Source organism: Vibrio fortis (assembly GCF_000695685.1).
Classification (GTDB): Bacteria; Pseudomonadota; Gammaproteobacteria; order Enterobacterales; family Vibrionaceae; genus Vibrio; species Vibrio fortis_A.
Genome location: NZ_JFFR01000033.1, coordinates 324187 through 347768, shown reverse-complemented (window position 1 = coordinate 347768; position 23582 = coordinate 324187). Strand labels below are relative to the sequence as shown.

Annotated in this window: 16 protein-coding genes; 9 read left to right on the top strand and 7 right to left on the bottom strand. The window is 47.0% G+C overall.

Translation table 11 applies throughout. The features are described 5' to 3' along the window. Positions 1-72: 72 nt before the first annotated feature. From putP to VFDL14_RS00345, 4 genes are all read right to left on the bottom strand, one after another. Entirely contained in the window at positions 73-1563 is a 1491-nt protein-coding gene (gene putP / locus VFDL14_RS00330) for a sodium/proline symporter PutP (RefSeq protein ID WP_032553884.1), read from the bottom strand. 145 nt (positions 1564-1708) lie between these two features. Beyond that, on the bottom strand, positions 1709-2413 hold the full coding sequence (locus VFDL14_RS00335) for a 1-pyrroline-5-carboxylate dehydrogenase (protein ID WP_032553763.1): 705 nt from the start codon (positions 2411-2413) through the stop codon (positions 1709-1711). Between the two features lie 11 nt (positions 2414-2424). Beyond that, on the bottom strand, positions 2425-5556 hold the full coding sequence (gene putA / locus VFDL14_RS00340; protein WP_032553761.1) for a bifunctional proline dehydrogenase/L-glutamate gamma-semialdehyde dehydrogenase PutA: 3132 nt from the start codon (positions 5554-5556) through the stop codon (positions 2425-2427). A gap of 185 nt (positions 5557-5741) precedes the next feature. Then, positions 5742-6566: a helix-turn-helix domain-containing protein gene (locus VFDL14_RS00345; RefSeq protein ID WP_032553760.1), complete on the bottom strand. Its 825-nt coding sequence runs from the start codon at positions 6564-6566 to the stop codon at positions 5742-5744. Positions 6567-7035: 469 nt separating this feature from the next. Between VFDL14_RS00345 and VFDL14_RS00350 the strand changes: the two genes are divergently transcribed. Next, entirely contained in the window at positions 7036-8139 is a 1104-nt protein-coding gene (locus tag VFDL14_RS00350) for a PEGA domain-containing protein (RefSeq protein ID WP_032553758.1), read from the top strand. A gap of 22 nt (positions 8140-8161) precedes the next feature. On the opposite strand, the gene VFDL14_RS24800 is transcribed toward VFDL14_RS00350, so the two are convergent. Further along, the gene (locus VFDL14_RS24800; protein WP_167332360.1) at positions 8162-8392 is read right to left on the bottom strand and encodes a hypothetical protein; all 231 of its coding nucleotides are present in this window, start codon (positions 8390-8392) and stop codon (positions 8162-8164) included. Between VFDL14_RS24800 and VFDL14_RS00355 the strand changes: the two genes are divergently transcribed. Further along, positions 8283-10112 (top strand): formylglycine-generating enzyme family protein, encoded by a 1830-nt coding sequence (locus tag VFDL14_RS00355; protein ID WP_032553756.1) that lies wholly within the window; start codon positions 8283-8285, stop codon positions 10110-10112. The genes VFDL14_RS24800 and VFDL14_RS00355 overlap by 110 nt on opposite strands. 443 nt (positions 10113-10555) lie before the next feature. Then, the gene (locus VFDL14_RS00360) at positions 10556-11290 is read left to right on the top strand and encodes a PAS domain-containing protein (RefSeq protein WP_032553755.1); all 735 of its coding nucleotides are present in this window, start codon (positions 10556-10558) and stop codon (positions 11288-11290) included. A gap of 165 nt (positions 11291-11455) precedes the next feature. On the opposite strand, the gene pdxH is transcribed toward VFDL14_RS00360, so the two are convergent. After that, positions 11456-12091 carry a pyridoxamine 5'-phosphate oxidase gene (gene pdxH, locus VFDL14_RS00365; protein ID WP_032553753.1) on the bottom strand — a complete coding sequence of 212 codons (636 nt, stop codon included), beginning with the start codon at positions 12089-12091 and terminating at the stop codon, positions 11456-11458. Between the two features lie 167 nt (positions 12092-12258). Between pdxH and VFDL14_RS00370 the strand changes: the two genes are divergently transcribed. From VFDL14_RS00370 to VFDL14_RS00395, 6 genes are all read left to right on the top strand, one after another. Beyond that, positions 12259-14076 carry an ATP-binding protein gene (locus VFDL14_RS00370; protein ID WP_032553752.1) on the top strand — a complete coding sequence of 606 codons (1818 nt, stop codon included), beginning with the start codon at positions 12259-12261 and terminating at the stop codon, positions 14074-14076. Positions 14077-14124: 48 nt separating this feature from the next. After that, entirely contained in the window at positions 14125-15414 is a 1290-nt protein-coding gene (locus VFDL14_RS00375) for a sigma-54-dependent transcriptional regulator (RefSeq protein ID WP_032553751.1), read from the top strand. Positions 15415-15525: 111 nt separating this feature from the next. Further along, on the top strand, positions 15526-16917 hold the full coding sequence (locus VFDL14_RS00380) for an HlyD family type I secretion periplasmic adaptor subunit (RefSeq protein ID WP_032553750.1): 1392 nt from the start codon (positions 15526-15528) through the stop codon (positions 16915-16917). Between the two features lie 62 nt (positions 16918-16979). Further along, entirely contained in the window at positions 16980-17651 is a 672-nt protein-coding gene (locus VFDL14_RS00385; protein ID WP_032553748.1) for a transglutaminase-like cysteine peptidase, read from the top strand. Between the two features lie 5 nt (positions 17652-17656). Continuing rightward, positions 17657-19567 carry an EAL domain-containing protein gene (locus VFDL14_RS00390; RefSeq protein ID WP_032553746.1) on the top strand — a complete coding sequence of 637 codons (1911 nt, stop codon included), beginning with the start codon at positions 17657-17659 and terminating at the stop codon, positions 19565-19567. Positions 19568-19582: 15 nt separating this feature from the next. Beyond that, the gene (locus VFDL14_RS00395; RefSeq protein ID WP_032553745.1) at positions 19583-21697 is read left to right on the top strand and encodes a type I secretion system permease/ATPase; all 2115 of its coding nucleotides are present in this window, start codon (positions 19583-19585) and stop codon (positions 21695-21697) included. Positions 21698-21794: 97 nt separating this feature from the next. On the opposite strand, the gene VFDL14_RS00400 is transcribed toward VFDL14_RS00395, so the two are convergent. Continuing rightward, on the bottom strand, positions 21795-23471 hold the full coding sequence (locus VFDL14_RS00400; protein ID WP_032553743.1) for a DUF342 domain-containing protein: 1677 nt from the start codon (positions 23469-23471) through the stop codon (positions 21795-21797). Positions 23472-23582 lie beyond the last annotated feature (111 nt).

The window sequence follows — 23582 nt, the reverse complement described above, 5'->3', positions numbered from 1 at the left end:
ATGATGATATTCAGGCACAAAAAAAGAGCCACCGAAGTGACTCTTTGTTTAAATAGATTGGCGTGTGAAGAATTAGTCTAGTTCAACTAATTGCTTTTCAAACTTCTCGTGTTGCTTCTTAACCGACTCTTCTGGCTCACCAGTAATTAGGCTCACAACTACGATAGAGATAGCTGAGAAGATGATGCCCGGTACGATTTCATACACGTCGAACCAACCACCTGTTAGCTGCTTCCACATTACGATAGTCACACCACCCACAACGATACCCGCTAGAGCGCCGTTACGGTTCATACGAGACCAGTACAGGCTAAGTACGATAGCTGGACCAAATGCAGCACCGAAGCCTGCCCATGCGTAAGATACAAGACCAAGAACAGAGCTGTCTGGTGTCATCGCTAGGAACAGTGCGATAAGTGAGATAATCACAACTGCAAAACGACCTACACGTACAATCTCTTCAGATGTCGCGTCTTTCTTCAGTACTTGCTTGTACAAGTCTTCTGCCATTGCAGATGAAGATACAAGAAGTTGTGAATCCGCAGTACTCATGATTGCCGCTAGGATAGCTGCCAGTAGAATACCTGCGATTACTGGGTGGAACATTGCGTTCACAAGAAGCATGAAGATCTTCTCGCCGTCATCCAGTTTAGGTGCACCAGAGTTGGTTACGTAGATCAGACCCACTAGACCTACTAGCATCGCACCAGCCATAGACAGTGCAGTCCATACCACTGCGATACGACGCGCAGTGCCTAGGTCTTTGTTAGTACGTGTTGCTTTGAAACGCGCTAGGATGTGTGGTTGACCGAAGTAACCTAGACCCCATGCCGCTAGAGAGATGATTGCAATCGCAGATAGAGGCTCACCTTTCGCATCATTCCATAGCGTTAGCAGCTCTGGGTTGATGTTGTGTAGGTCGCTAGACAGTTGACCAAGGCCACCGTTCATCGCTGCGATAGGCACGATAAGTAGCGCTGCAGACATCAATAGGCCCTGAACAAGGTCAGTCCAAGATACCGCAAGGAAGCCACCAAATAGCGTGTACGACACAACACATACTGTGCCGATGATAACCGCTGTGGTGTAGTCTAAGCCAAATACTGTTTCAAACAACTTACCGCCCGCTACCAAGCCTGAGCTCGTGTAGAAAAGGAAGAAGAGAAGAATGAAGAAAGCAGAAATTGTTTGGATCAGCTTAGACGTATCATTGAAACGACGAGATAGGAACTCAGGCAGAGTCAATGCATCTGTTGTAATGCTGTAAGTACGCAGACGCTTAGCACTGATTAACCAGTTAGCCCAAGTACCAACTAGTAGGCCACCAGCTAACCAGAAAGCTTCAAAACCTGCTGCATACGCGTAGCCAGGCAGACCTAGTAGTAGCCAACCACTCATATCCGACGCACCAGCAGAAAGTGCTGCAGGCCAAGGGCCTAGTGCACGACCACCAAGAAAGTAGTCAGTTGAGTTAGATGTACGTTTGTAAGCAATAACCCCGATTGCCAGCATCATAATTAGATACGCAATGAACGTTGATGTTATTGCAAAACTGTTTTCTATCATTTGATAGTCCTCATTTAGAAAAATCCTTCCATGCCTAGCCAATAAAACTTAGCCAACACAATGTTGGCCAAGTTTAGTCAGATAGGGTTCCTGATATCACGGCGCAACCGAAGCTGCCTCCAGTCATCAGTGGTGTTGAAGGTTAGTGGGCTTCGCTCCCAAGCTCAAGCAAGGTCGCATTACCACCCACGGCTGTTATATTTATGGTTCGTGTACGCTCAGTAATAAAGCGCAACGATAGGTGTGGATCGTGAGCAACATGCATTGCCGTCAGATCCGTTTCAGACACTAAACCGACGATAGCGCCGTCTCGCTTAGCAAGTTGTAAATCAATCGCTTGTTCAGTTTGTGGATTGCCCACATACGCCACGCTACGAACATCACAAGCAAGCAGTTGCTGAGACGCATCGAACGATGTCGTTTGAACAAGGTTTGATGGCAGATTCGCTTGTTTTGCTGCATCCGCAATCAGAGTATTGAACTGAGTATCATCACTACACACAATCACGCTGTTACCTGCAACAAGCGCAGCCGTCAGCATTGCCGTTGCCGTTTGCAGCTTTGGTAATGAATCTTGAGTCTCATCAACGATAACCAAAGCTACGCCACGGCCTGCCGCGTATAGCTCATTCGTTTCGCCCGTAGGACCTACAAGTAGGTGCTCTTCAGCTAACAGAGAAGAAGCCTGTTCGATGTGATAGCCAGCAACCGCCGCTAGTGGCGCTGATTGACTCTCGATCTCAGATTTTAATGCCAGAATTTGAGCACTCTTGTGATCAAAATCGGTTAGGTTCCACTGTTCCCACGCTTGAAATGCATCGGAAAAACCTGTCACTTGATGAACCATGATATCGCTCCTTATGCCTGCGCTTGAGAAAAGTGAACATCGGTAAAGCGGTATAGGTAGTGTGGTCCACCCGCTTTCGGTCCTGTTCCTGATAAACCTTGACCACCGAATGGTTGAACACCTACCACCGCACCAACTTGGTCACGGTTGATGTAGCAATTACCCACGCGAACGTGTTTTTCAATCCAACGGTAAGTGGTTTCGTTACGACTATGAATACCCATAGTCAGTCCGAAGCCTGTTTGGTTTATCTGTTCAACCACTTGCGCCAGCTCGCTCGCTTTGTAACGAACAATGTGCAGCACAGGGCCAAACTGCTCTTCAGTTAAGCAGCTAATATCGTTGATCTCAAAAGCGCTTGGTGGCACGAAGTCACCGTGTTCGCACGCATCACCTAGGGTTAGTTGAGCAACACGCTTCTGCGTTTGAGTCATGTTCTCAAGGTGAGCCATTAGCTTCTGTTTCGCATTGCTGTCGATAACAGGGCCAACGTCAGTCTTGTGTAGGTGTGGAATACCAACACTCAACTCGTTCATCGCACCTTGGATAAGAGCAACAACGCGATCAGCAATGTCTTCTTGGATGTAAAGCACACGTAGAGCTGAACAACGCTGACCTGCAGAAGCAAACGCTGAACGAATAACATCACGTACTACCTGCTCTGGAAGCGCCGTACTGTCGACGATCATCGCATTCTGGCCGCCTGTTTCCGCGATAAATGGAACAGGTTTAGCCGTACGACTTGCCAATGACACGTTGATACGCTGAGCAGTTGGTGTAGAGCCTGTAAACGCCACACCTGCAATCGCATCGTGGCTGGTTAGTGCGCTACCGATTTCTGCACCGCGACCCGGTAGAAGCTGAATTGTGCCTGCCGGGAAGCCAGCTTGTTGCATCAACTCAACTGCGCGAGCAGCGATTAAGCTGGTTTGCTCTGCTGGTTTTGCAACGACAGTGTTACCTGCAACTAATGCAGCTGTAATTTGACCAAGGAAGATCGCCAGTGGGAAGTTCCAAGGGCTGATACATACAAACACACCACGACCTTGGCGAGATGCCAAACGAACTTGGCCATCAAAGCCTTTCAGTTCAAATTCTTGTAGGTTGTCTGCCTGTTTTGCGTAGTAACGACAGAAGTCGACCGCTTCACGCACTTCATCAATGCTGTCGTGAATTGTCTTACCCGCTTCTTGGTGACAGATTGCCACCAGCTCAGCAAGGTTCTCTTCCATCAAGTCAGCCAATTTCTCAAGAGCCGCGGCTTTAACTTCAACAGAAGTCGCATTCCAATCTGCGAACGCCGCATCTGCGCCGCTGATCGCTTCGGAAACATGATCAAGGTTTGCGAAAGCCACCTGACCAACATTGATACGACGATCGTATGGTGCTGTTACTTGCTCAACATTCTGATCAGCCTTGATCATGCTTTCGGCAAGAGCTTCACCGTTAATGATCGGGCCAGCCGTCCACTGTTTATCCAAGAAGCCTTTTACTTGCTCTTCAAAACTGTGCGCTTCACTTTCGATATCAATGTTGACACCGTAAGAGTTTTTACGCTCTGGGAACACAGATGGTGGCAGTGGAATCTTAGTGTTGTTCAGCGTATCGAACGCTAGCAGCATATCCACTGGGTGTTGCGTTAGCTCTGCCACAGGGCAGCGTGCATCCACCAAGCGGTGTACAAACGAGCTGTTCGCGCCATTTTCTAGCAGACGACGAACTAGGTAAGGAAGTAGATCCTTATGGCTACCAACTGGCGCGTAGATACGCACTGACTGTTGGTAAGCTTCCATCGCATGGTTGTACAGGGAATCACCCATACCGTGCAGGCGTTGGAATTCAAAATCTTTGTGGTCAGCCATTACAGCAATAGCAGACACAGTGTGTGCGTTGTGGCTCGCAAACTGCGGGAAGATGTTGCCACGAACACTTGGGCTCAGTAGGTAACGAGCACAGGCTAGGTAAGCAACATCGGTTGCTTCCTTGCGTGTGTAAACCGGGTAGTTATCAAAGCCAGCTTGTTGCGACCATTTGATTTCGCTATCCCAGTACGCACCTTTTACCAAACGCAGTGGGATCAGATCGCCCTGCTCTTTTGCTAAGCGGTTCAGCCATACCAAGACAGGAAGTGCACGCTTAGAGTACGCTTGAATAACCAGACCAAATTTACCCCAGCCTTTCACAAGTTCGCTACGGTAAAGTTTCTCAAACAGTTTTAGAGAAAGCTCTAAACGGTCCGCTTCTTCAGCATCGATGGTAATCGCAACATCAAGCTCGATCGCGCGGCGCAGCAACTGCTCTAGCGTGTCGCAAAGCTCTGTCAGAACACGCTCTTCATTCGCTACTTCGTAACGAGGGTGCAGTGCAGAAAGCTTGATAGATACTGATGGTGCAGGGCTAGATTTTGATGAAACATAAGTGTCTCGACCTACAGCTTCAATCGCCATTAGGTAATCTTTGAAGTACTTGTTTGCATCTGCAGTCGTCAGTGCCGCTTCGCCTAGCATGTCGTATGAATAGGTAAAGCCTTTGTCACGCATAGGTTTGCCGTTCTTTTGTGCCTCAGCAATGCTGCGACCCAAAACAAACTGATGACCCATTACCTTCATCGCTTGGTGCATCGCTTTACGAATCACCGGCTCAGAAAGCTTGTTTACTAGACGGTTTACCGCCTGTGTTGGGCTCTGCTCATTTGATGAAAGGCCCACAACCTTGCCCGTAAGCATTAGACCCCAAGTGGATGCATTCACAAACACAGAGTCAGAATTCTTCAGGTGAGATTTCCAGTCAGCAACGCTTAGCTTGTCACGAATCAATGCATCAGCAGTTGCAGCATCAGGGATACGCATCAGTGCTTCAGCAAGACACATCAACAAAATACCTTCTTGCGTATCTAGACTGTATTCAAGCAGCAGTGCATCGATCATTTGAATCGATGTTTTGTCTGCACGAATCGTTTCGATAAGCGAGGTTGTCTTGTCCGTGATTTGTTGCTTTTCAGACTCAGAAGGCGTAGCTAGCGGCAGAAGCTGCTCTAGCCATTGGGTTTCATCCACCATATATAATGGTGAGATAAGCGACCACAGCTCACCAAGCGATTGCTCGTTGAACTCTGGTTTTAACACATCAGTAGCTGTAAACATGCGTTTTCCTTAATCTCACACCCGAACAAAAAACGTCCGAGATTTCTACAATGGCTGCAGTGTATTGAGAGTATATAAGGAATACTTGTCAAAAACTCCGAGTTTTTTGCTAAAAACTGGGTTTATTAACAAAACAAAAACATCATCACATATGAAACTTCAAACGAATGTGCCGTTTTGTTTCACTATTTAACAGTTATTTGCTTTTTGTATTGAGATGGTGACATCCCCTGAAGACGGGAAAAAGTGTGAGTAAATGCAGACTGACCAGAGAAGCCTGCCAGCTCCGCTACCTGACCAAGGCTGAGGTTGCCTTGCTCAATTAAACGGCGAGCACGGTCGATTCGCTTACCTAATACATACTGATGCGGAGTGATGCCCATCTGCTCTTTAAACAGCATATGGAACTGACTTTCACCTAAGAACACACTACCAGCCAATTGCGCCACTGAGATTTTATTTGCTAAATGCTGTTCGATGTAGCGATCCAGCGCCTCAAGATCAAAGCGTGATTCTTTAATAGATGTTTCAAATTCAGAGATATGGCGTTGTAGAAGCGCGATCACCGTGTCATTACAAGCTCGGCTTAATAGCAGATCGTCCGGACTTGCTTGCATCTCCTGCACCAGCATCTGAATCAGCTTTTGGATCTGCCCGTCCAACTGGAAGTAAACGTTAGATGACGCAAGCTGATTGATCTTCTCTAACATCAGTGGGTCATCATTACTTGGCATAGGCATGTTCAACACCAAGATATCAGACTGCCCCACCACGCCACCGAAAGCATGATCAGAACAAGCCGTTACTACACAACCTTGACCAGGCCCGACTAAATTGCCCTTACCGCTGACTTCGAACTCAGCTTGACCTTTAAGCCCGATCACGACTTGCGAATATTGGTGCTCGTGACAGTCCATATGAGATGGCAAAGTCACGATCTCAGCAGGACGAGGGCCTGATAAGCCTAGCGGTGAAAGATCGAGGTTGGGCATGATGGGTAATTTTGGCATGTCGAAACAGTTTTGATAGTCACAGATCGGGGATAATACTCTGATTTTAGCTCAAGATGAATTTGTAAATGATCATGAGAGTCATTTAGCACAGGTAATCGTCACAAGATCGTCCTTGCGATCACGGTGATCATGCCTCCGGAAAGATGATCAAGAGCGTACAAACTACGGGGAGTGTAAAACCAACTTTGAGCGACTTATGTAACACAAGCCACCAGCGCTTATCAGTGTGACTCACAATTGAGAATCTAATCGATAGGACATCACAGGAAATTTTCGTATATAGCTCAAATAAATCACTTTCAATTTATAAAAATTAGTAATAAGTCTACCCATTTCAGTAGATTGAAAGGGAATAAAACGGTATAAAGTCGGGTACTGTGTTAATTGCTAATAATCTAGTGACTTACAACTAGGAAGTAGACACCGTATCAACGAGCCAATTTCAATCTATAAGTTGCAGGGACCTATGACTAACTTTCGAATTTCAGCGCTTTTGCTTGCGCTATCCCCTCTTTGGGTATCTGCATCGGTATCAGCTGAAGAACTGAATCAAGTCGATCCCGTTTCAGCTATCGATGCAAAACTCACTGAGAAAAACTCAGATATTGAGCGTATTTCAGAAACCCAAGTATCGGCTGCTGAGAAGCTAAAAGAGCTACAAAACAACAACAGCAAATTGGTGCGTGAGGGTGAAGAACTCAAGGCAAAACGTAACAGAGCGAAGTCTGCACTTGATAAACAGTACAGCCGTCTACTTGAAGACCCAGAAACCGATCTTATCTCTTTCCAGAAAAGCTACCAAGATGCGTGGGCAGCCGTTAAAGAAAATCAATCGGCTCAGCTAGACAACCAACAAGCGATCAACGAGAGCGAAATTCACCTCTCTCAGATTAAGCAAAAGCAGGCTCGCCTGAACAACGAGCTGGCCAATCTAAAAGAGCTAAAAGTTGAAGCACGTGTAAAACGTATTGCAACAGAGCTACGCGAAAGCGCAGTTCTAGAAACCAGCTACACCACGACTTGTGCCTCAACAATGACGCTAGGTGAGTGTACTGCTCAGGGTAAATACCTAACCAACCAAAAAGCGGTACAGACGTTCAAGAGCCAGTTGCTTGAGCAGCTCACAGAAAGCACATTAGCGAAGCAGAACTTGCAAGGTGTTCAACTCAATATCCATGTTCAAGACAGCCAACCAATCAAGAGTGGCTTCTCTGGTAACAACTCGTACTTCATGCAGATGCAAGCTCAGCTACAAGCCAAGCCTGAAGCAATTGCTGCATGTAACCTGCTGAACGTATCAACACGCTACTGTTTAACAGGCAGCGACGCAGCTGTGAGTAACAAGAACAATAAGCAATGGGCTAACGTGACCGTTCGTTCTGACCAGTACAACGACTCTGTTACGATTAATGGCATCAAGTATGGCAGCACGCCACTGCAAGTTGCGCTACCAAGCGGTCGTCACCAAGTAACAGTTTCAAAGCAAGGTTACGAGTCTTACAACCGCACAGTGACTATCAACGGCAGCGATACGATCTGGGTTAAGCTTCTTCCAAACAAGGAAAGCTAAACCTGCCTATCGGCTTAGCACTTTATAGAGCTAAGCCGATGTAAAACTCTCCATTGTGTTGATAGTGATACGATTCAACTGCAGCCAACATGGCTTTCGCTAAAACATTTGATTCACCCATTTTACGAATGAAGTAGCCCATCATGCGCCAAGGTTTACCCACTCTACTGTTTGCACTCGCTCCTAGCTTAATGGCACCCGCTATTTTGGCTGAAGCGACACCACCCGCTGTCACTACATCTGTTATCGACATAGAAAGCTCACTTTTCGAAAAGCATGCCGATTTGGCAGCAGTCGAAAAGAAGATTGCCGACAAACAGAACCAAGTTGACAATCAAACAGAGCAAGTGGCCCGCCTTACTAAGTTATCTGAACAATCACAGCAAAAACTTGCGACAGCGAAAGCAAGCTTAGAGCAAGATTACAGCCGCATGATTGATGAGCCTGACTTCGATATATCGCCAGCTCAAAACCGATTTCAAGATGCTTGGAAATCGGTAAAAGAGGGGAAACTGGCTGTTTCTGATTCTGAGCAAAAGCAACAAGCGTTAATGATGGAGCTAGAGGCCTTCCAAGCCGAAAAGAGTTCGATTGAAACTTCAATTGCGGATCTGGACAAAGGAAAACTAAGAGCGAGAGCCGAGCGACTCAGAAGTGAGATCACCAAAACCGAAGAGAAGACTGTTAGCTTTACCAATCGCTGCAGCGACGACATGACACTAGCGCAATGCTCAGAGCAAACGGTGACATTGGCGCTTCAAAAAGCCGTCGAACAGTTCCAAAACAGTGTGATCGACAACGCGACAGAATCAAAGACAGCAAAAGAGCATTTGGCATCGACATCGCTGAACATTCACGTTCTACAACACAAAGTGGCAAGTTCAGGTTTTGGTGCCGAAAACCGCTACCAAGCAAACATCACGGCAAGCCTAGAAACTCGCCCAGACAAGAACACCCCTTGTCGCCTACTTGGGATTCAATCATCGCACTGCTTTACAGAAACTGACCAGAAAGCCGATGATCAGCAAAAAGAGGTCGCTTGGGTTAACTTGGTGGTCCGTTCAAACCAGTATAACGACAAGGTATCAATCAATGGTGTTAACTACGGCAGTACACCCGTTGAAGTCATGTTACCGACTGGCCAGCATATGGTGACGATTGAAAAAGAGGGGTACCTCTCTTTCCATCAAGAACTTAAAATTGCTCGTGACCACAACCTAAGAGCTGTATTACAAGCCAAGCAAAACACACTCAACGTCGGTAGTAAGTTTGCTGATCCTATGGGTGATGATAGCCAGAGCCCAGAGATGATCGTCGTCGGTGCGGGTCGTTACCTGCTAGGTGAGAACAATGCTAAGCAAGTGACGATCAAAAAGCCATTTGCATTAGCGGCGACACCAACCCGAGTTCAAGATTTCAAAGCCTTCATCGACAGTACTGGCTACCAAACAGATGCCGAGCTGATGAACACCTGTGATACCTTCGTCAATACCGAGATCACTGCCGTATCGAATAGTTACTGGCGAAACCCTGGCTTTAAGCAAGCTGACAGCTCACCTGTGGTATGTGTTAGTCAAAACGACGCCAAGGCCTACACGCGTTGGTTATCTAAAAAAACAGGCTTTACCTATCGTCTACCTACACCACAGGAGTGGGAAGCGGCAGCGCGTGCAGGCCAAGACACCAACTTCTGGTGGGGTAACGAGTTCCGCTCAGGCAAAGCGAATACTGGCTGGGCAGGAACACCATGGTCAAACGTCAGCACTTCGCCAGTGAAATCATTCTTACCGACCCCAACTGGGTTCTACGACATGGTAGGCAATGTATGGGAGTGGACAACCAATCACAAAGGCATCGCAAAGGGTGGCGCATGGAGCTTCTCTCCTGAAGAAGCTAAAGTTTTCAATGAACTCTACGTTCCACCGACAACAGCAGCCAACCACTTAGGCTTCAGAGTATTACGAGAGCTATAGGCTCTCGATTACTAACTTCTCGATTCCCCCTCTCACAAAACAGGGCTCTCACTTCTCATTTGTCGTGTTGAGTCTTGTTTATAGGGGAATTCCCCCCTTATGCATTCGCACTCCTAGGAGTAAATTTGTCGACAGAGTAGTAAGTCACTCTGGGTATCTCACTGATACCTCAGGTTAATTTGCATGACCCTCGTGAATTAATCTGAAATCTTCTACACGTCGACAAGGCAGATCTTGTCTTTAGCCAGCCCGTCTTCAGGCTGGCTTTTTTTTGCTTAAAATATGCTGTGGCGGATCAACTCGCGATATCCAGACACTCATCCCCCTCCCTATCCTTGATCATTCTTCCCGTGATCATCGTTTCGGGACGCTTCCATGAATTTACAATACAGCGTTATAAGAAACTGATATCATTAGCTTAGTTCCGAAACTGAGATAATATTTTGTCGAAAACACTTAACTCAATACAACGCTCTCTGTTTGAACAGTTGCCGGGCTGCTGGGGATGCAAAGATACTGACTCTGTCTTTGTTTATGCTAACCAAGCCTACAATCGACTGATCGGTTTGACCGACAACCAAAACAGCGCAGGTTTGACAGACTTCGATATGCCAAGCCAAACAACGGAATGTGCGCAAGACTTCAGAGCGCAAGATAAATACGTGATGGAAACACGTAAGACTTTAAAAATTCTAGATATTCACCCATACCCTGACGGCCGTTGGCACGCCCATATTTTTACCAAAACGCCTTGGTTAGATGATGATGGCGAGGTGCAGGGAACGATATTCTATGGCCAAGAGCTGACTGATACTGCCATCTTGGAGGTGGGTCACTGGGTTTGCCAAGCGACCAGTGCCAAGAAGTGTGATGGCTCGATTGCTGGTTCAGAGCCTAGACAATCAAAGCTCAACAAGAAGCTCACAGCCCGCGAATCCGAAGTGCTGTTTTTGCTGCTGTTTGGAAAGAAGCCTCAGTACATTGCACAGATTCTGACGATTTCGATAAAAACCGTTGAGGGTCACGTGGCACGCCTTAAGCAAAAGTTCGATGCCAACAGTAAAAGCCAATTGATTGAGTTTGCACTGGACTCTGGCCTTGGTTCCGTCATTCCAGAGAGCTTGCTCAATCGGCAGATTTCAGTGGTGCTGCACAGTGAAGTGACGACAACCAATTAACCATGATACTCATCAACCACCCAATATGACTCACAACGGTTAATGATCACTGGCTTTTATCTCTCTTCTACCTCATTTCAAAAGCCACAAAAAACACCGCGCCAATCTTTGAAGATTACAGCGCGGTGTTTAAGTATTTAGCCTTGGTAAACTCGGAACGCCTAACTACGGCGCAAGTCGATCGATATCCCAACGGTTATCTTGACGCGAGAACAAGAAACGGTCGTGTAAGCGATGTTCACCACCTTGCCAGAACTCAATGCTGTCTACTCGAACACGGAAACCACCCCAGAAGCTCGGTACAGGGATCTCACCCTTAGCAAATTTCTGTTTAAGTTCTAGGTACTTGCCTTCCAAGATGCCACGTGCAGAAATGCGGCTGCTTTGCTTACTTGCGATTGCCGCCAGTTGGCTCTCTTTTGGACGAGAAGAGAAGTACTTCATGTTCTCCACAGCACTCAACTTCTCTGCGGTGCCAGTAATATGTACTTGGCGCTCTAGTGGGTGCCACGGGAAGTGCAAGCTGATCTTGCTGTTGTGCTCAAGCTGCTGCGCTTTACGGCTACCAAGGTTTGTGTAGAAAACGAAACCTTGTTGATCGACATTCTTAAGCAACACAATGCGCTGAAAAGGTTGGCCGTCCTTATCGACTGTCGCAACTGTCATCGCAGTTGGGTCGGTAAGTTTGGCTTCAATAGCCTGCTCAAGCCAAAGATTAAATTGGTCAATCGGATCAGCCGCTAAGTCTTTGCGTCTCAATCCACCCTGAGCATATTCACGGCGAATATCTTTCAGTTCCATTTCGTTGCTCCTTTTCATTTTTTTGTGATTCTGCGCTTTCGCATAGGGAAATACAAGTCTGTGGTAGCCGATTGTGCTATCTCTTGGATTCGGTGTTAACAAGATCTCGGTACTTTGATAGCCATGTTGCTAATCTATATACACTTTCAACCTGCTCTGAGTTCACCTTGGCCAACAAAATATCCCGTTTCTTCACCCCTTTTGTTATCGCTTCACTGTCATTGGGTGCGGCGGGGTTTGCTGCTACTCACTTATTGGCAGAGCAATATCAGCAACGTCTGGTTGGTGAGCAGCTGCAAGAAGCCGCCAACAAAGCCAATCTTCAGCTCGACTCTGAGATCGCAAAATTCAAACAGGTGCCCGCAATCCTGAGTCACGACCCTCGAACCCTTGGGTACTTTTCAGAGCAGACCTCGGCTCAGCAGCTCAACCTGTTGTTAGAAGAGTGGGCCAACCAGAGCTTAGCCGACACGATCTACATCCATGACGATAGCGGTACCGTGATCGCATCAAGCAACTATCAAGATCCAAAAACCTTTGTTGGTGAGAACTTTGCGTTTCGTCCCTACTTCAGTCAGGCGATAAACGGCCTCAGCTCGCAATACGTCGGGCTTGGTGCAAGATCGAATGTGCGCGGCTACTTTCTCTCATCTCCTTTATACGTGAAGCAAGAGATTGTTGGCGTATTAACGGTAAAAGTAAGCCTAGAAAACATCGAAGAGATCCTAACCAGTGATGGGTTCGATATTGTGGTGCTCGACAACAACCAAGTGGTGTTCTTATCAAGCCAGCCTCACTGGCTCTATCACTCTCTTCAACCACTCACTCTGATTCAACAACAACAGATTGCCGAACAGCGTCAGTATGGGTTAGATAAGATCACATTGATTGACGACTTCCTCGATTTACCACAAGCCGACAACGCTTTGCCGAGTGAGAAATTAAGCAGGATGGGTGCATTTAACATCTACCCTGCTGCCGCCAGTAGTCAGCAGTACCAAGTCGTCGCGCTTAAAGGTCGCGACACAGAGATGAAAAAAGTCATGCAGATCGACGTGATATTCTTGGTTATATATAGCCTAGTACTGTTGATCGCTTGGTCATGGCGTCAAACCTACAAAGCTAAAGTCGCGCTGACTACGCTCAACCATAAGCTAGAAGAGACAGTTAACAAACGAACTCTTTATCTACAACAATCAAACCAACAGCTGCAACAGACTATACACCAGTATCAAGAGTCGCAAAGTAAGCTCAAACAGACGGAACAAGAACTGACACAAACGGCGAAGCTCGCGGTATTGGGCGAACTCTCCGCGAGCATCAACCACGAGATCAATCAACCGCTAGCCGCCTTGAGAACTTACAGCGAAAACAGCCTCAAGCTACTTGAAATGGGGCGCCATGATATGGTGAAAGGCAACTTAGAAAAGATGCTAGCGCTTAACCTATCCATCACCGACATCATTGCCCGTTTAAAAGTCTTCACCCGTAAGGTGACCAAGCAAGAGAATCATACCGCCAACCTTCACCAAGCGGTCAACAACGCCACGGGAATCTTAAGTGCACTGCTGATTAAACACGGCATTACGCTGCGCATGACCCCGATCAGTGACGATATCCAGATCGCGATTCATCCGACTGAGTTGGAGCAGGTGTTGGTGAATTTAATCCACAACGCCGCCCAAGCGCTACACCAGCAACCTAGCCCTCAGATTGGCCTAGATTGGCGGTTGGAATCTGAAGCCTGTGTCCTGGATATTTGGGACAACGGCGTCGGCCTACCAGAATCAAAGCTACCTCAACTCTTTGATCCCTTCTTCACAACCAAGCCGGAGGGACTAGGGCTTGGCCTATCGATCTCAAAGCGGATTATTGAAGCGTATCACGGCACGATCACCGCAACGCGGCGCGAGCCTTGTGGCATGGTATTCTCACTAAGAATTCCCTTGCACAACGCATGCAATAACACCTCAAGCACTGATTAAGCGTGCTGATGATAATGACTGATAACAAGGAATGTCGCTTTGACAACCATGCCTGCACTCTATTTTATTGACGACGAACCTGCGATTCGAGATTCCGTAGAACAAGCAATGCTCATTGAAGGCATTGAAATTCGCTGTTTTCCCAACGCTGTAGAAGCGCTAAAGCAAATCCCATTAACCCAAGCGGGCGTCGTCATCACCGATATACATATGCCGGTGATGGACGGTATTCAATTCACCGAACAACTCTTAAAACACAATCCGCACTTTCAAGTGATTGTATTAACGGGTCACGGCGACGTTCAAACAGCAGTTACCGCAATGAAGGTGGGCGCTTGTGATTTTCTTGAAAAACCATTCGTTGTGGACGCTTTAATGGCTGCGGTTCACAAAGCCGCAGACAAATTAGCTCTGGTTGAAGAGAATAACCTACTGCGTAAAGAGCTGGCGATGCAGACGCATGTTGGGCCTAAGCTGATTGGCCAGTCCCCATCGATGGTAGCGTTAAGACGAGATTTAATCACTCTCGACATCCGCAAGGACCCGATGATCATTCTCAAAGGCGACATCGGAACAGGTAAACGAATTACTGCGCAATACACTCACGATTTACACAGTCACCAGAGAGGGGAACTCTACCCTGTCGCCGCGTTCAACCTACCTAAATCGGATCAAGAAACTTTTTGCGAGTTCCTCAAGCAACTTTGCATTAAGCACCGTGGAGGCACTCTCTATATACATGAAACAGAAGTATTAATGTCTCAGCAATGGGAGTGGTTTAAGCAAGTAAAGTCAACGCTGCTTCATGAAAACGAGTGCAATTCAAATGCAACCTGTATCATTATCGCATCCACGACTGTACCCGCTACAATTAAAGGGGAGTTTCGTCAGTTTGAGCTGCTACCACTAGTAAAAAGACCCGAAGACATTGGTTCGCTGTTTAAACATTTCGCGCGAGGTGCGGCAAGTCGATATCAATTGCCTCCCCCAATCATCACCAAACATGATGTAGAGAGGCTAGTCGCCAAGCCTTGGCCTGAGAACTTGCGTCAACTGCGCCAAGAAGCGGAGCTTAGAGTGCTCACACAAGCAAAGCAGCCTGAGGATCAGGAACAAGATAAAAGTAGCGAAGATGAAGGGGCGTCCGATACGACAATTAAACAGCTCTCACTTAGCGAACGTACCGACAACTTTGAGCAAATCATTTTGATAGAAGCCTTACATCGTCATCAAGGCATGCTCAAAGAGGTTCAACAAGAGCTTCAAGTCTCTCGTAAAACGCTTTACGACAAACTGCGTAAGCACCAACTAGATAAAACAGATTTCAAAAACCGATGAGTGATTAAACATTTATAAATACAACGCTTTATGGGAACAAGATCTTAACATTTCTTAAAACTAAGAATACACTCAATAGGCTTGCACCAAATTTCGCAGACAAGGATTGTTATGAGCCAAAAAAGTTACAACAAGCTGAACGATACCGAACTTGAGTACGTCGATGATAAAACAGCGGCACTGCTACTCAATACGCCAACCAGCGCGCGTATCATGCTGTGGGTTATCGTTCTATTCTTTGTTGCTGCGATCGGATGGGCGGCTTGGGCCGAGATTGACAAAGTCACGGTCGGCCAAGGCAAAGTCATCCCCTCCTCTCAAATTCAAGTAGTCCAGAACCTTGAAGGCGGTTTGGTGAAAGAGATCCTTGTAAAGGAAGGCCAACAGGTACAAAAAGGCCAGCAACTGCTCCTTATCGATGATACTCGTTTCCGTTCAGACTTCCGCGAACGCGAACAACAAGTGGCCAACCTGACTGCAAGCGTACTAATGCTTTCTGCGTCTTTGACCAGTGTGGTGATTGACGAAAACTTCTCTGTCGACAATTGGCAACAGAGCGTCACACTCAACTACGGCAAACTGGCATTCCCACCACAGTTTATTGAGCGACAGCCTAATCTGATTCAGCGCCAGAAAGCCGAATACCGCCAAGACCTTAATAATCTTCGTAACCAACTCTCTGTTTTTGAACAACAAGTTGAACAGAAGCAGCAAGACTTGGTAGAGGTGAGAGCCCGCGTCGATAACCTGCGCCAAAGCTACAATTTTGCTCGCAAAGAGCTGGATATCACCAAACCGCTTGCTGATGAGGGTGTGGTACCGCGTATCGAGCTTCTTAAACTGCAGAGACAAGTGAACGATACGCGTCGTGAGCTGACCTCTAGCGAGCTAAAAATCCCTGTACTACGCTCGGCGATCAAAGAGTCTATGCTCAGCCGCGTTGATGCGGCACTTAAATTCCGTTCAGAACAGCAAGAGAAGCTTAATCAAGCTCAAGATAAGCTCTCAGCTCTTACTGAGTCAGCCGTTGGCTTGGAAGACCGAGTCAATCGAACCGTGGTTATCTCCCCTGTGACAGGTACCGTCAAAACCTTAGGCATCAATACCGTTGGCGGTGTTATCCAACCAGGTATGGATATTGTTGAGATTGTACCCACCGAAGATTCGTTGCTTGTGGAAGCCAAGATTGCGCCACAAGACATCGCCTTTTTACGTCCAGAGCTACCAGCCATTGTTAAGTTCAGTGCTTATGACTTCACCAAGTATGGTGGTCTAGAGGGCGTGTTGGAGCACATCAGTGCCGATACGACTCAAGATGAAGAAGGTAACAGCTTTTACATCGTGCGTGTGCGCACCGAAAAGTACAGCTTTGGGCACAACGAAGAGCTGCCAATCATTCCGGGCATGACAGCATCGGTTGACATTATTACGGGTAAGAGAACCGTTCTAGATTACATGTTAAAGCCGATACTTAGCGCTCAAAACAACGCATTGAAAGAGTAAGGGTGAATGATGTTTTCCCCTTTCTACACAGATAACTGCCACAGCAACAAGGCAGTTTGCCAATGAAGATTCGTTCCGCAGTTGCGTTGCTGGCATTGATATCGTCTTGTGCATCATTTGCACTGAACACAACTGAGCAGCGTTGGGTGAGTGCGGTCTCTGAAACCTATGGTCAAAGGGCCGCTAAACGCGTGGAGACATGGCGATCGAATATCGACCAGTTCAGCACTCAGAGTGAAACGCAAAAATTGGAGTCGGTAAATCGATTCTTCAACCAACTCTACTTCGTCGACGATATCGTGCTGTGGGGTAAAAAAGACTACTGGGCTACACCACTCGAGTTTCTAGGAAGTAATGCAGGCGACTGTGAAGACTTCACCATCGCTAAATACTTTTCGCTACTGGAACTCGGTGTACCCGACAAAAAATTGAGACTGGTCTACGTAAAAGCGTTGGAGCTGAATCAGTTCCACATGGTACTGGCTTACTACTCCACGCCCAGCGCAGAACCCGTCATTTTGGATAACTTGAATCCAGAGATTAAACGAGCGTCAACTCGCAGAGACTTGCTGCCGATATACAGTTTTAACGGTAAGAACCTATGGCTAATGAAGTCTTCAGCAGGAAACGGACAGCTTGCAGGTAAATCATCCAGATTGAGCTTGTGGAACGATCTTCGTTCACGCGAGCGCTCTCTAAAATTAAACAAACCCATTATCAATTACGATGAGTAGGTACAATGACTTTATATAAACAGCTTGTAGTCGGGATGGTAGCGGTCTTTATATTACTGATGACGTCAGTATTTATGATCGAATTTAATACCACTCGAGGCCACCTAGAAGCGCAGCAGCGCTCAGAGGTAAGCAATACCATCAATACCGTTGGTTTAGCGCTAGCTCCTTACCTAGAGGACAAAGACCCAATCGCGGTTGAGTCGGTCATCAATGCATTGTTTGATGGCAGCTCCTATTCGGTCGTAAGGCTCATCTTCCTTGATAGTGGCGACGACATCCTGCGTTCATACCCGGTAAAACCGAGCACTGTACCTAGCTGGTTTACTTCGCTCGACCTGTTTGAACCAATCCATGATCGTCGTGTTATCACTAGTGGTTGGATGCAGTTGGCCGAAGTGGAAATTGTTAGCCACCCAGGCCCAGCCTACTCGCAGCTTTGGCAATCTTTTACTCGCCTAGCAACCGTCTTTGCTCTTATTTTTGTGATTGGCTTATTGGCCATTTCATGGATCGTAAAACGATCGTTGAAACCACTCGACTTGATCATCGCCAAAATGAACCAGATTGCGAAGAACCAATTTGGCGAACCCCTTGCTCGCCCGAAAACAAAGGATCTGATCTTAGTGGTTGATGGTATTAACCATATGTCGACGCAAGTTGAACAAGCCTTTAAGAATCAAGCTCAAGAAGCTCAGCGCCTGCGTGAACGTGCCTACATCGACCCAGTATCACAACTCGGCAACCGTGCTTACTACATGTCTCAACTCAATCAATGGTTGGCGGAGTCCAGCGTCGGTGGCTTAGCGGTTCTGCAAGCACAGTTCATTGCTGACGAATACGATGATAAGGGTTACCAAGAGGGCGATGCACTTGTCCACGACTTAGCAGAGCACTTACAAGCCTCTATCTCATCACCAGATCTAACCATGGCTCGTATTTCAAAAGATGAGTTCGGCTTTATCTTGCCAAATATCGATGAAAGCGAACTCAAACTCATCGCAGACAGCATTGTTAACTGTGTTCAAGGGTTGGGCTCCGATCCAACTGGGACAGCTCGCGCTAACATTTCACTTGGTGTGACTCACAGTAGCCAAAGCAAGACCAGCACAGAAATCATGTCGCTGGTGGATAACGCGCTCTCTGTAGCAAAAGCGAACCGTGAAATGAGCTACGGCTACATTACCGCCGATGATCACGGCGCTGTGATGGGTAAACAGCAGTGGCGTACACTGGTTGAAGAAGCAATCATCAATGATCTCTTCACCTTCCGTCTGCAAGCAGCGAATAACAGCTTCGGTAAAACCTTCCACCAAGAGGTGTTCTCAGCGATTGAAAAAGATGGCGTTCGCTACAGCGCGGCTCAGTACCTATTTGCGCTTGAACAACTCGGCGCCAGCCATGAACTTGATCAGTATGTGATCGAGAAAATGATTGAGAAGCTACACGCTAAAGAGATCACTACGCCAGTAGCTATCAACATCTCAGCAAGCAGTATCTCGGAACCAAGCTTCATCCGCTGGGTTGGTGAGACACTAAGCAAAAACGCATCTATCTGTGACATGCTGCACTTTGAAATCCCTGAGAACTGCTTCGTTAATGAACCGCACTACACGGCACTACTGTGTACCGCAATACGTAACACCAACGCAGTATTTGGTGTTGATAATTACGGTCGTAACTTCCAGTCTTTGGAATACATTAATGAGTTCCGCCCAGGTTACGTTAAGTTGGACTACCTCTACACCCACAACTTGGATGATGAGAAACAGAAATTCACTCTAACGTCGATCTCTAGAACTGCACATAACTTGGGTATCACCACCATCGCCTCGCGTATCGAGACTCAAACGCAGCTCGATACATTGTCAGACAACTACGTTGAAGTGTTCCAAGGCTTCATCGTTGATAAGTAGTAAGGTGGTTATTTAATGCAAGATCCATTACTGAATTCGCTGATATACGTCAGCCGATACTACGGTCTAGCAAACTCCCCAGAGGCGCTCGTCAATGGGCTGCCTCTTGCAGATGGTAAACTCACCCCTTTCTTGTTTCCTCGTTCAGCAGAGCGTGCAGGGTTAGTTGCCAAAGAGAACCGCGCAAACCTCGAGAGTATTCCAGAACTTATCCTCCCAGCAGTGCTGCTACTCAAGCAGGGTGAAGCGTGTGTTCTCAACCGAATTGACTTTCAGAAACAAGAAGCGGAGATCATTACCGCTGAAAGTGGCATGGTGCCGATTCTCATTCCGTTGGAAGAGCTGAAAGCACAGTTTATTGGTCGCTACTTCTTAGTAAAAAAACAGTTCCGTTACGATGAACGCTCGCCAGAGATTCTGAAAACGCGCCACGGTCACTGGTTCTGGGGCACCATCTGGGAGTCGAAAAAGATCTACCGTGATGTGTTGATCGCCTCGATTCTAATCAACCTGTTCGCGATTGCTGCACCGATGTTTACGCGCTTGGTGTATGACAAAGTGGTGCCCAACCTCGCCTTTGAGACGCTGTGGGTATTGGCAAGCGGCATCTTTGTGGTGTTCATTTTCGACCTACTGCTCAAATTAATGCGCAGCTACTTCATCGACATTGCCGGTAAAAAGTCTGACATCCTGATCTCTTCGAAGCTATTTAGTAAGGTTCTCGGGATTCGTATGGAAGCGAAACCTGCCTCAGTTGGTGCTTTCGCCAAGAACTTACAAGAGTTCGAATCAATCCGAGAGTTTTTCACTTCCGCTACGATTGGCTCTCTGATTGATCTCCCTTTCGCGATTCTGTTCCTAACTCTGATTTGGTTGATGGCTGGTGATCTGGTGTATGTACCGATTGTCGGTGTCGTGATTCTGGTTATCTACGCAATCATAATTCAAGGGCCTCTGCGCCGGACCATCGAAGAAGGCTCTCGTCTTGCTTCACAGAAGTACGCGAACCTTATCGAAAGCTTGGCTGGTTTAGAAACGGTTAAGCTCTTCAGTGCGCAAAGTCAGTTTCAATTCCGCTGGGAAGAAGCGGTAGCGCACATGGCAAACTGGAATATTAAGAGCCGCAGAATTACTGACAGTATTCAGAATACAGCCGGGTTTGTTCAACAAAGTACTAACGTGGGAATGATCATCTTTGGTGTGTACTTGATTGCCGAAGGCGATCTCACCATGGGTGGTTTGATTGCGGCAACCATGTTGAGTGGTCGTGCGATTGGCCCACTAGTTCAGCTTTCTATTCTTTCTACTCGCTACAACCAAGCCAAATCATCGATGACGTTGATCGAGCAGGTTATGGATATGCCTGATGAGCAAGAAGAAGGTAAACGCTACATCCACCGCCCAATCATTCAAGGCCACATTGCACTGGATAAAGTGACTTTCCATTACCCTGATTCACCAATTGCATCAGTGCGCGACCTCAGCCTGACGATTACTCCGGGTGAGAAAGTTGCCATCATTGGCCGTATTGGCTCAGGCAAGACAACACTAGAGCGCCTCATTATGGGCCTATACAAGCCTACAGAGGGCCATGTACGCATTGATGATACCGATATGGAGCAACTGCATCACGTCGACGTACGTCGCAATATAGGCTGTGTTCCACAAGACAGTAACCTCTTCTACGGTTCTGTTCGTGACAATATCACTCTAGGCCGTCCGTTAGTGGATGATCGCGATGTGATGGACGCAGCCAACCGAGCAGGTGTAACGAACTTCACTCAGCAAGATCCTGCTGGCTTAGAGCGCCAAGTTGGTGAAGGTGGCGGATTGCTGTCAGGTGGCCAACGTCAAGCTGTGGCTATCGCTCGCGCTTTCCTAGGCCGCCCTCCTGTGCTGTTGATGGATGAGCCAACCAGTGCGATGGATAACCGCTCAGAGATGCACATCAAGCACCAACTTAATCAGTTGCTGCCGAGCGAGACACTTATCCTTATCACTCACAAGACGTCGATGTTAGATGTTGTAGACCGTGTGATTGTAATGGAGAAAGGCTGCATCATTGCCGATGGACCAAAAGCCAAAGTACTGTCTGACCTTAAACAAGGGAAAGTGAGAGCAGTTAGCTGAGTCCAAACAAGGATTAACCTTTCAACCTAAATGTAAAAAGGAGCCACGGCTCCTTTTTATTTCTATCGTTCTCTGCTCATAAGAATTAATGACGTAGCTACAGCTGCTCCCCAATGTCTTCTTTTTCCATCTTGAACGAACATTGAATCTCATATTGGTTAAACGAGAACACACTGCCACCATGAGTGCGCTTAGTCGTTACGGTTTCATCGCCATATTGAATCGTCACACGGGTATAGACCTTCTCATGCGCCTCGACAGTACACTCTTCAAGTAACGTATCAAACTCAGCCTCAAGGCTATCAATCTGCTGCTTAGTCGATTCAATCGCTTGGTTGTTCTGTTCCTTCATTGACTCTATGCGCTGCGCCTCTTCGTCTGTACGCTCCGCTTTAGGTCGCTTTTTGAATTCCAACTCTTGGCGAATCACATCCATGGTTTTCTCTTGAGCCGCTTTATAAACGTCTCTCAACTCACCCATCTTCTGCTTGTAGCTGTCATAGCGAGCAAAACAGTGAACCTTGGTTGCGGTATCGCCCTCAACACCAAGGAAGACACACTCTACTTTACCACCGACTTTCGCTTCACCGCCGCTTAACGTGCCGTGCCTCTTCATTCCATCAACCACAATCAAATCATGACCACAGCGTATTTCATTACTCATACTGTGTACTGTCAGCCTAATATCAGTGCCTGCTTGCAGTTCTGAGTACTGAGCATAGCTCGCTTCAATGGCTCCCTTGGTCAGTACCTTACAGCTTTTACTCTCTCCCTCTTTAACCGTGTGACCAATGATGCCTTTCGCGACTTTTATATCTCCTTGTGCTTGTACTTCGGCTGACTCAATAAACCCGCCAACCGTAACACTGCCCGTCGCCTTCACCACCATACCCGGGTCGATGTTGCCAGACACAAACACATTCCCCTTAAACTTAACGTGACCAGTTGCGACACTAACGCTGTTTAGGCACAACGCTTCATCTACTTCGATGGTGCGCTCTTTTATAAGTGGGAGTCCAGAACAGTTAGCAACAAGAAGATTCGGATCTTCAGAAGAGATGGCTGTTCCTTTTCCCGGTTTGAGAAGGCTATCTTTACCTGGGAGTGGCGGTAGGAGTTTTCCTTGAACAGTAAAACCAGCAGTACCTTTGGTTGCTGGCGTTCGTCTCATTACAGGATCGTTTTCTCCGACTGTAATGGTTTCGCCCAAGTCTCGCATATCGATTTTGCCAGACTCTTTGCTACGTGGTTTAAGGACTTGGTGAGTAATGTCAGGAACGAGCGCTTCAAATTTTGCGTCTTTCCCTTTTACGGGTTGTTTACCTTGAGCAACAGCTTGGGTGAACTTCTCCCCTGCTTCAAGTTTGTTGCTCATCACTAGCACCTTTTTCAATGCCAGTTTATTAATGCCTTTGGTTACATGAGCCTGAGCAAGTGCATGTACAATTTCAGCACCTCTTAAGCCTCGCCCAGCGTAAGCACCAGTAACAGTAATACTTGCAAGCATCTCATCTTCAGATAATTCTACGACCATACTTGCATTACGAACTTCAGCGACAGCCACACCTTCATACGCTTCACCCTTACCCTCTTTTGCTAGGTTCACGAAGCGAATGATTTCATCGTCTAAAGGATAGAATTGGCTAGCTTCCAATTTCTCTAATGATGCAGGAAGCTCTTTCTGGTCAAAACTGCTGTCCACAACAAAACCAGATTGCAAACGAGCAATCACTTCATTTCCGTCCTCAGACAATGTAACTATGTTGTCCCACATACGACTGCCACTTCCTTAGCAAAAGAGTATGATTTCAGTTTATAGAAGATACTGTTTTGTGAACATATTCCTTTTTCAATAACAAGGGATAAGTCACTTTACTCATTATTT

Coding starts and splice junctions, on each gene's coding strand:
- VFDL14_RS00375 (WP_032553751.1), top strand. CDS start 14,125: ATGCCTGCACTCTATTTTATTGACGACGAACCTGCGATTCGAGATTCC.
- VFDL14_RS00345 (WP_032553760.1), bottom strand. CDS start 6,566: ATGCCAAAATTACCCATCATGCCCAACCTCGATCTTTCACCGCTAGGC.
- VFDL14_RS00335 (WP_032553763.1), bottom strand. CDS start 2,413: ATGGTTCATCAAGTGACAGGTTTTTCCGATGCATTTCAAGCGTGGGAA.
- VFDL14_RS00395 (WP_032553745.1), top strand. CDS start 19,583: ATGCAAGATCCATTACTGAATTCGCTGATATACGTCAGCCGATACTAC.
- VFDL14_RS00400 (WP_032553743.1), bottom strand. CDS start 23,471: ATGTGGGACAACATAGTTACATTGTCTGAGGACGGAAATGAAGTGATT.
- VFDL14_RS00385 (WP_032553748.1), top strand. CDS start 16,980: ATGAAGATTCGTTCCGCAGTTGCGTTGCTGGCATTGATATCGTCTTGT.
- putA (WP_032553761.1), bottom strand. CDS start 5,556: ATGTTTACAGCTACTGATGTGTTAAAACCAGAGTTCAACGAGCAATCG.
- VFDL14_RS00390 (WP_032553746.1), top strand. CDS start 17,657: ATGACTTTATATAAACAGCTTGTAGTCGGGATGGTAGCGGTCTTTATA.
- pdxH (WP_032553753.1), bottom strand. CDS start 12,091: ATGGAACTGAAAGATATTCGCCGTGAATATGCTCAGGGTGGATTGAGA.
- VFDL14_RS00355 (WP_032553756.1), top strand. CDS start 8,283: ATGCGCCAAGGTTTACCCACTCTACTGTTTGCACTCGCTCCTAGCTTA.
- VFDL14_RS24800 (WP_167332360.1), bottom strand. CDS start 8,392: ATGTCGATAACAGATGTAGTGACAGCGGGTGGTGTCGCTTCAGCCAAA.
- VFDL14_RS00380 (WP_032553750.1), top strand. CDS start 15,526: ATGAGCCAAAAAAGTTACAACAAGCTGAACGATACCGAACTTGAGTAC.
- VFDL14_RS00350 (WP_032553758.1), top strand. CDS start 7,036: ATGACTAACTTTCGAATTTCAGCGCTTTTGCTTGCGCTATCCCCTCTT.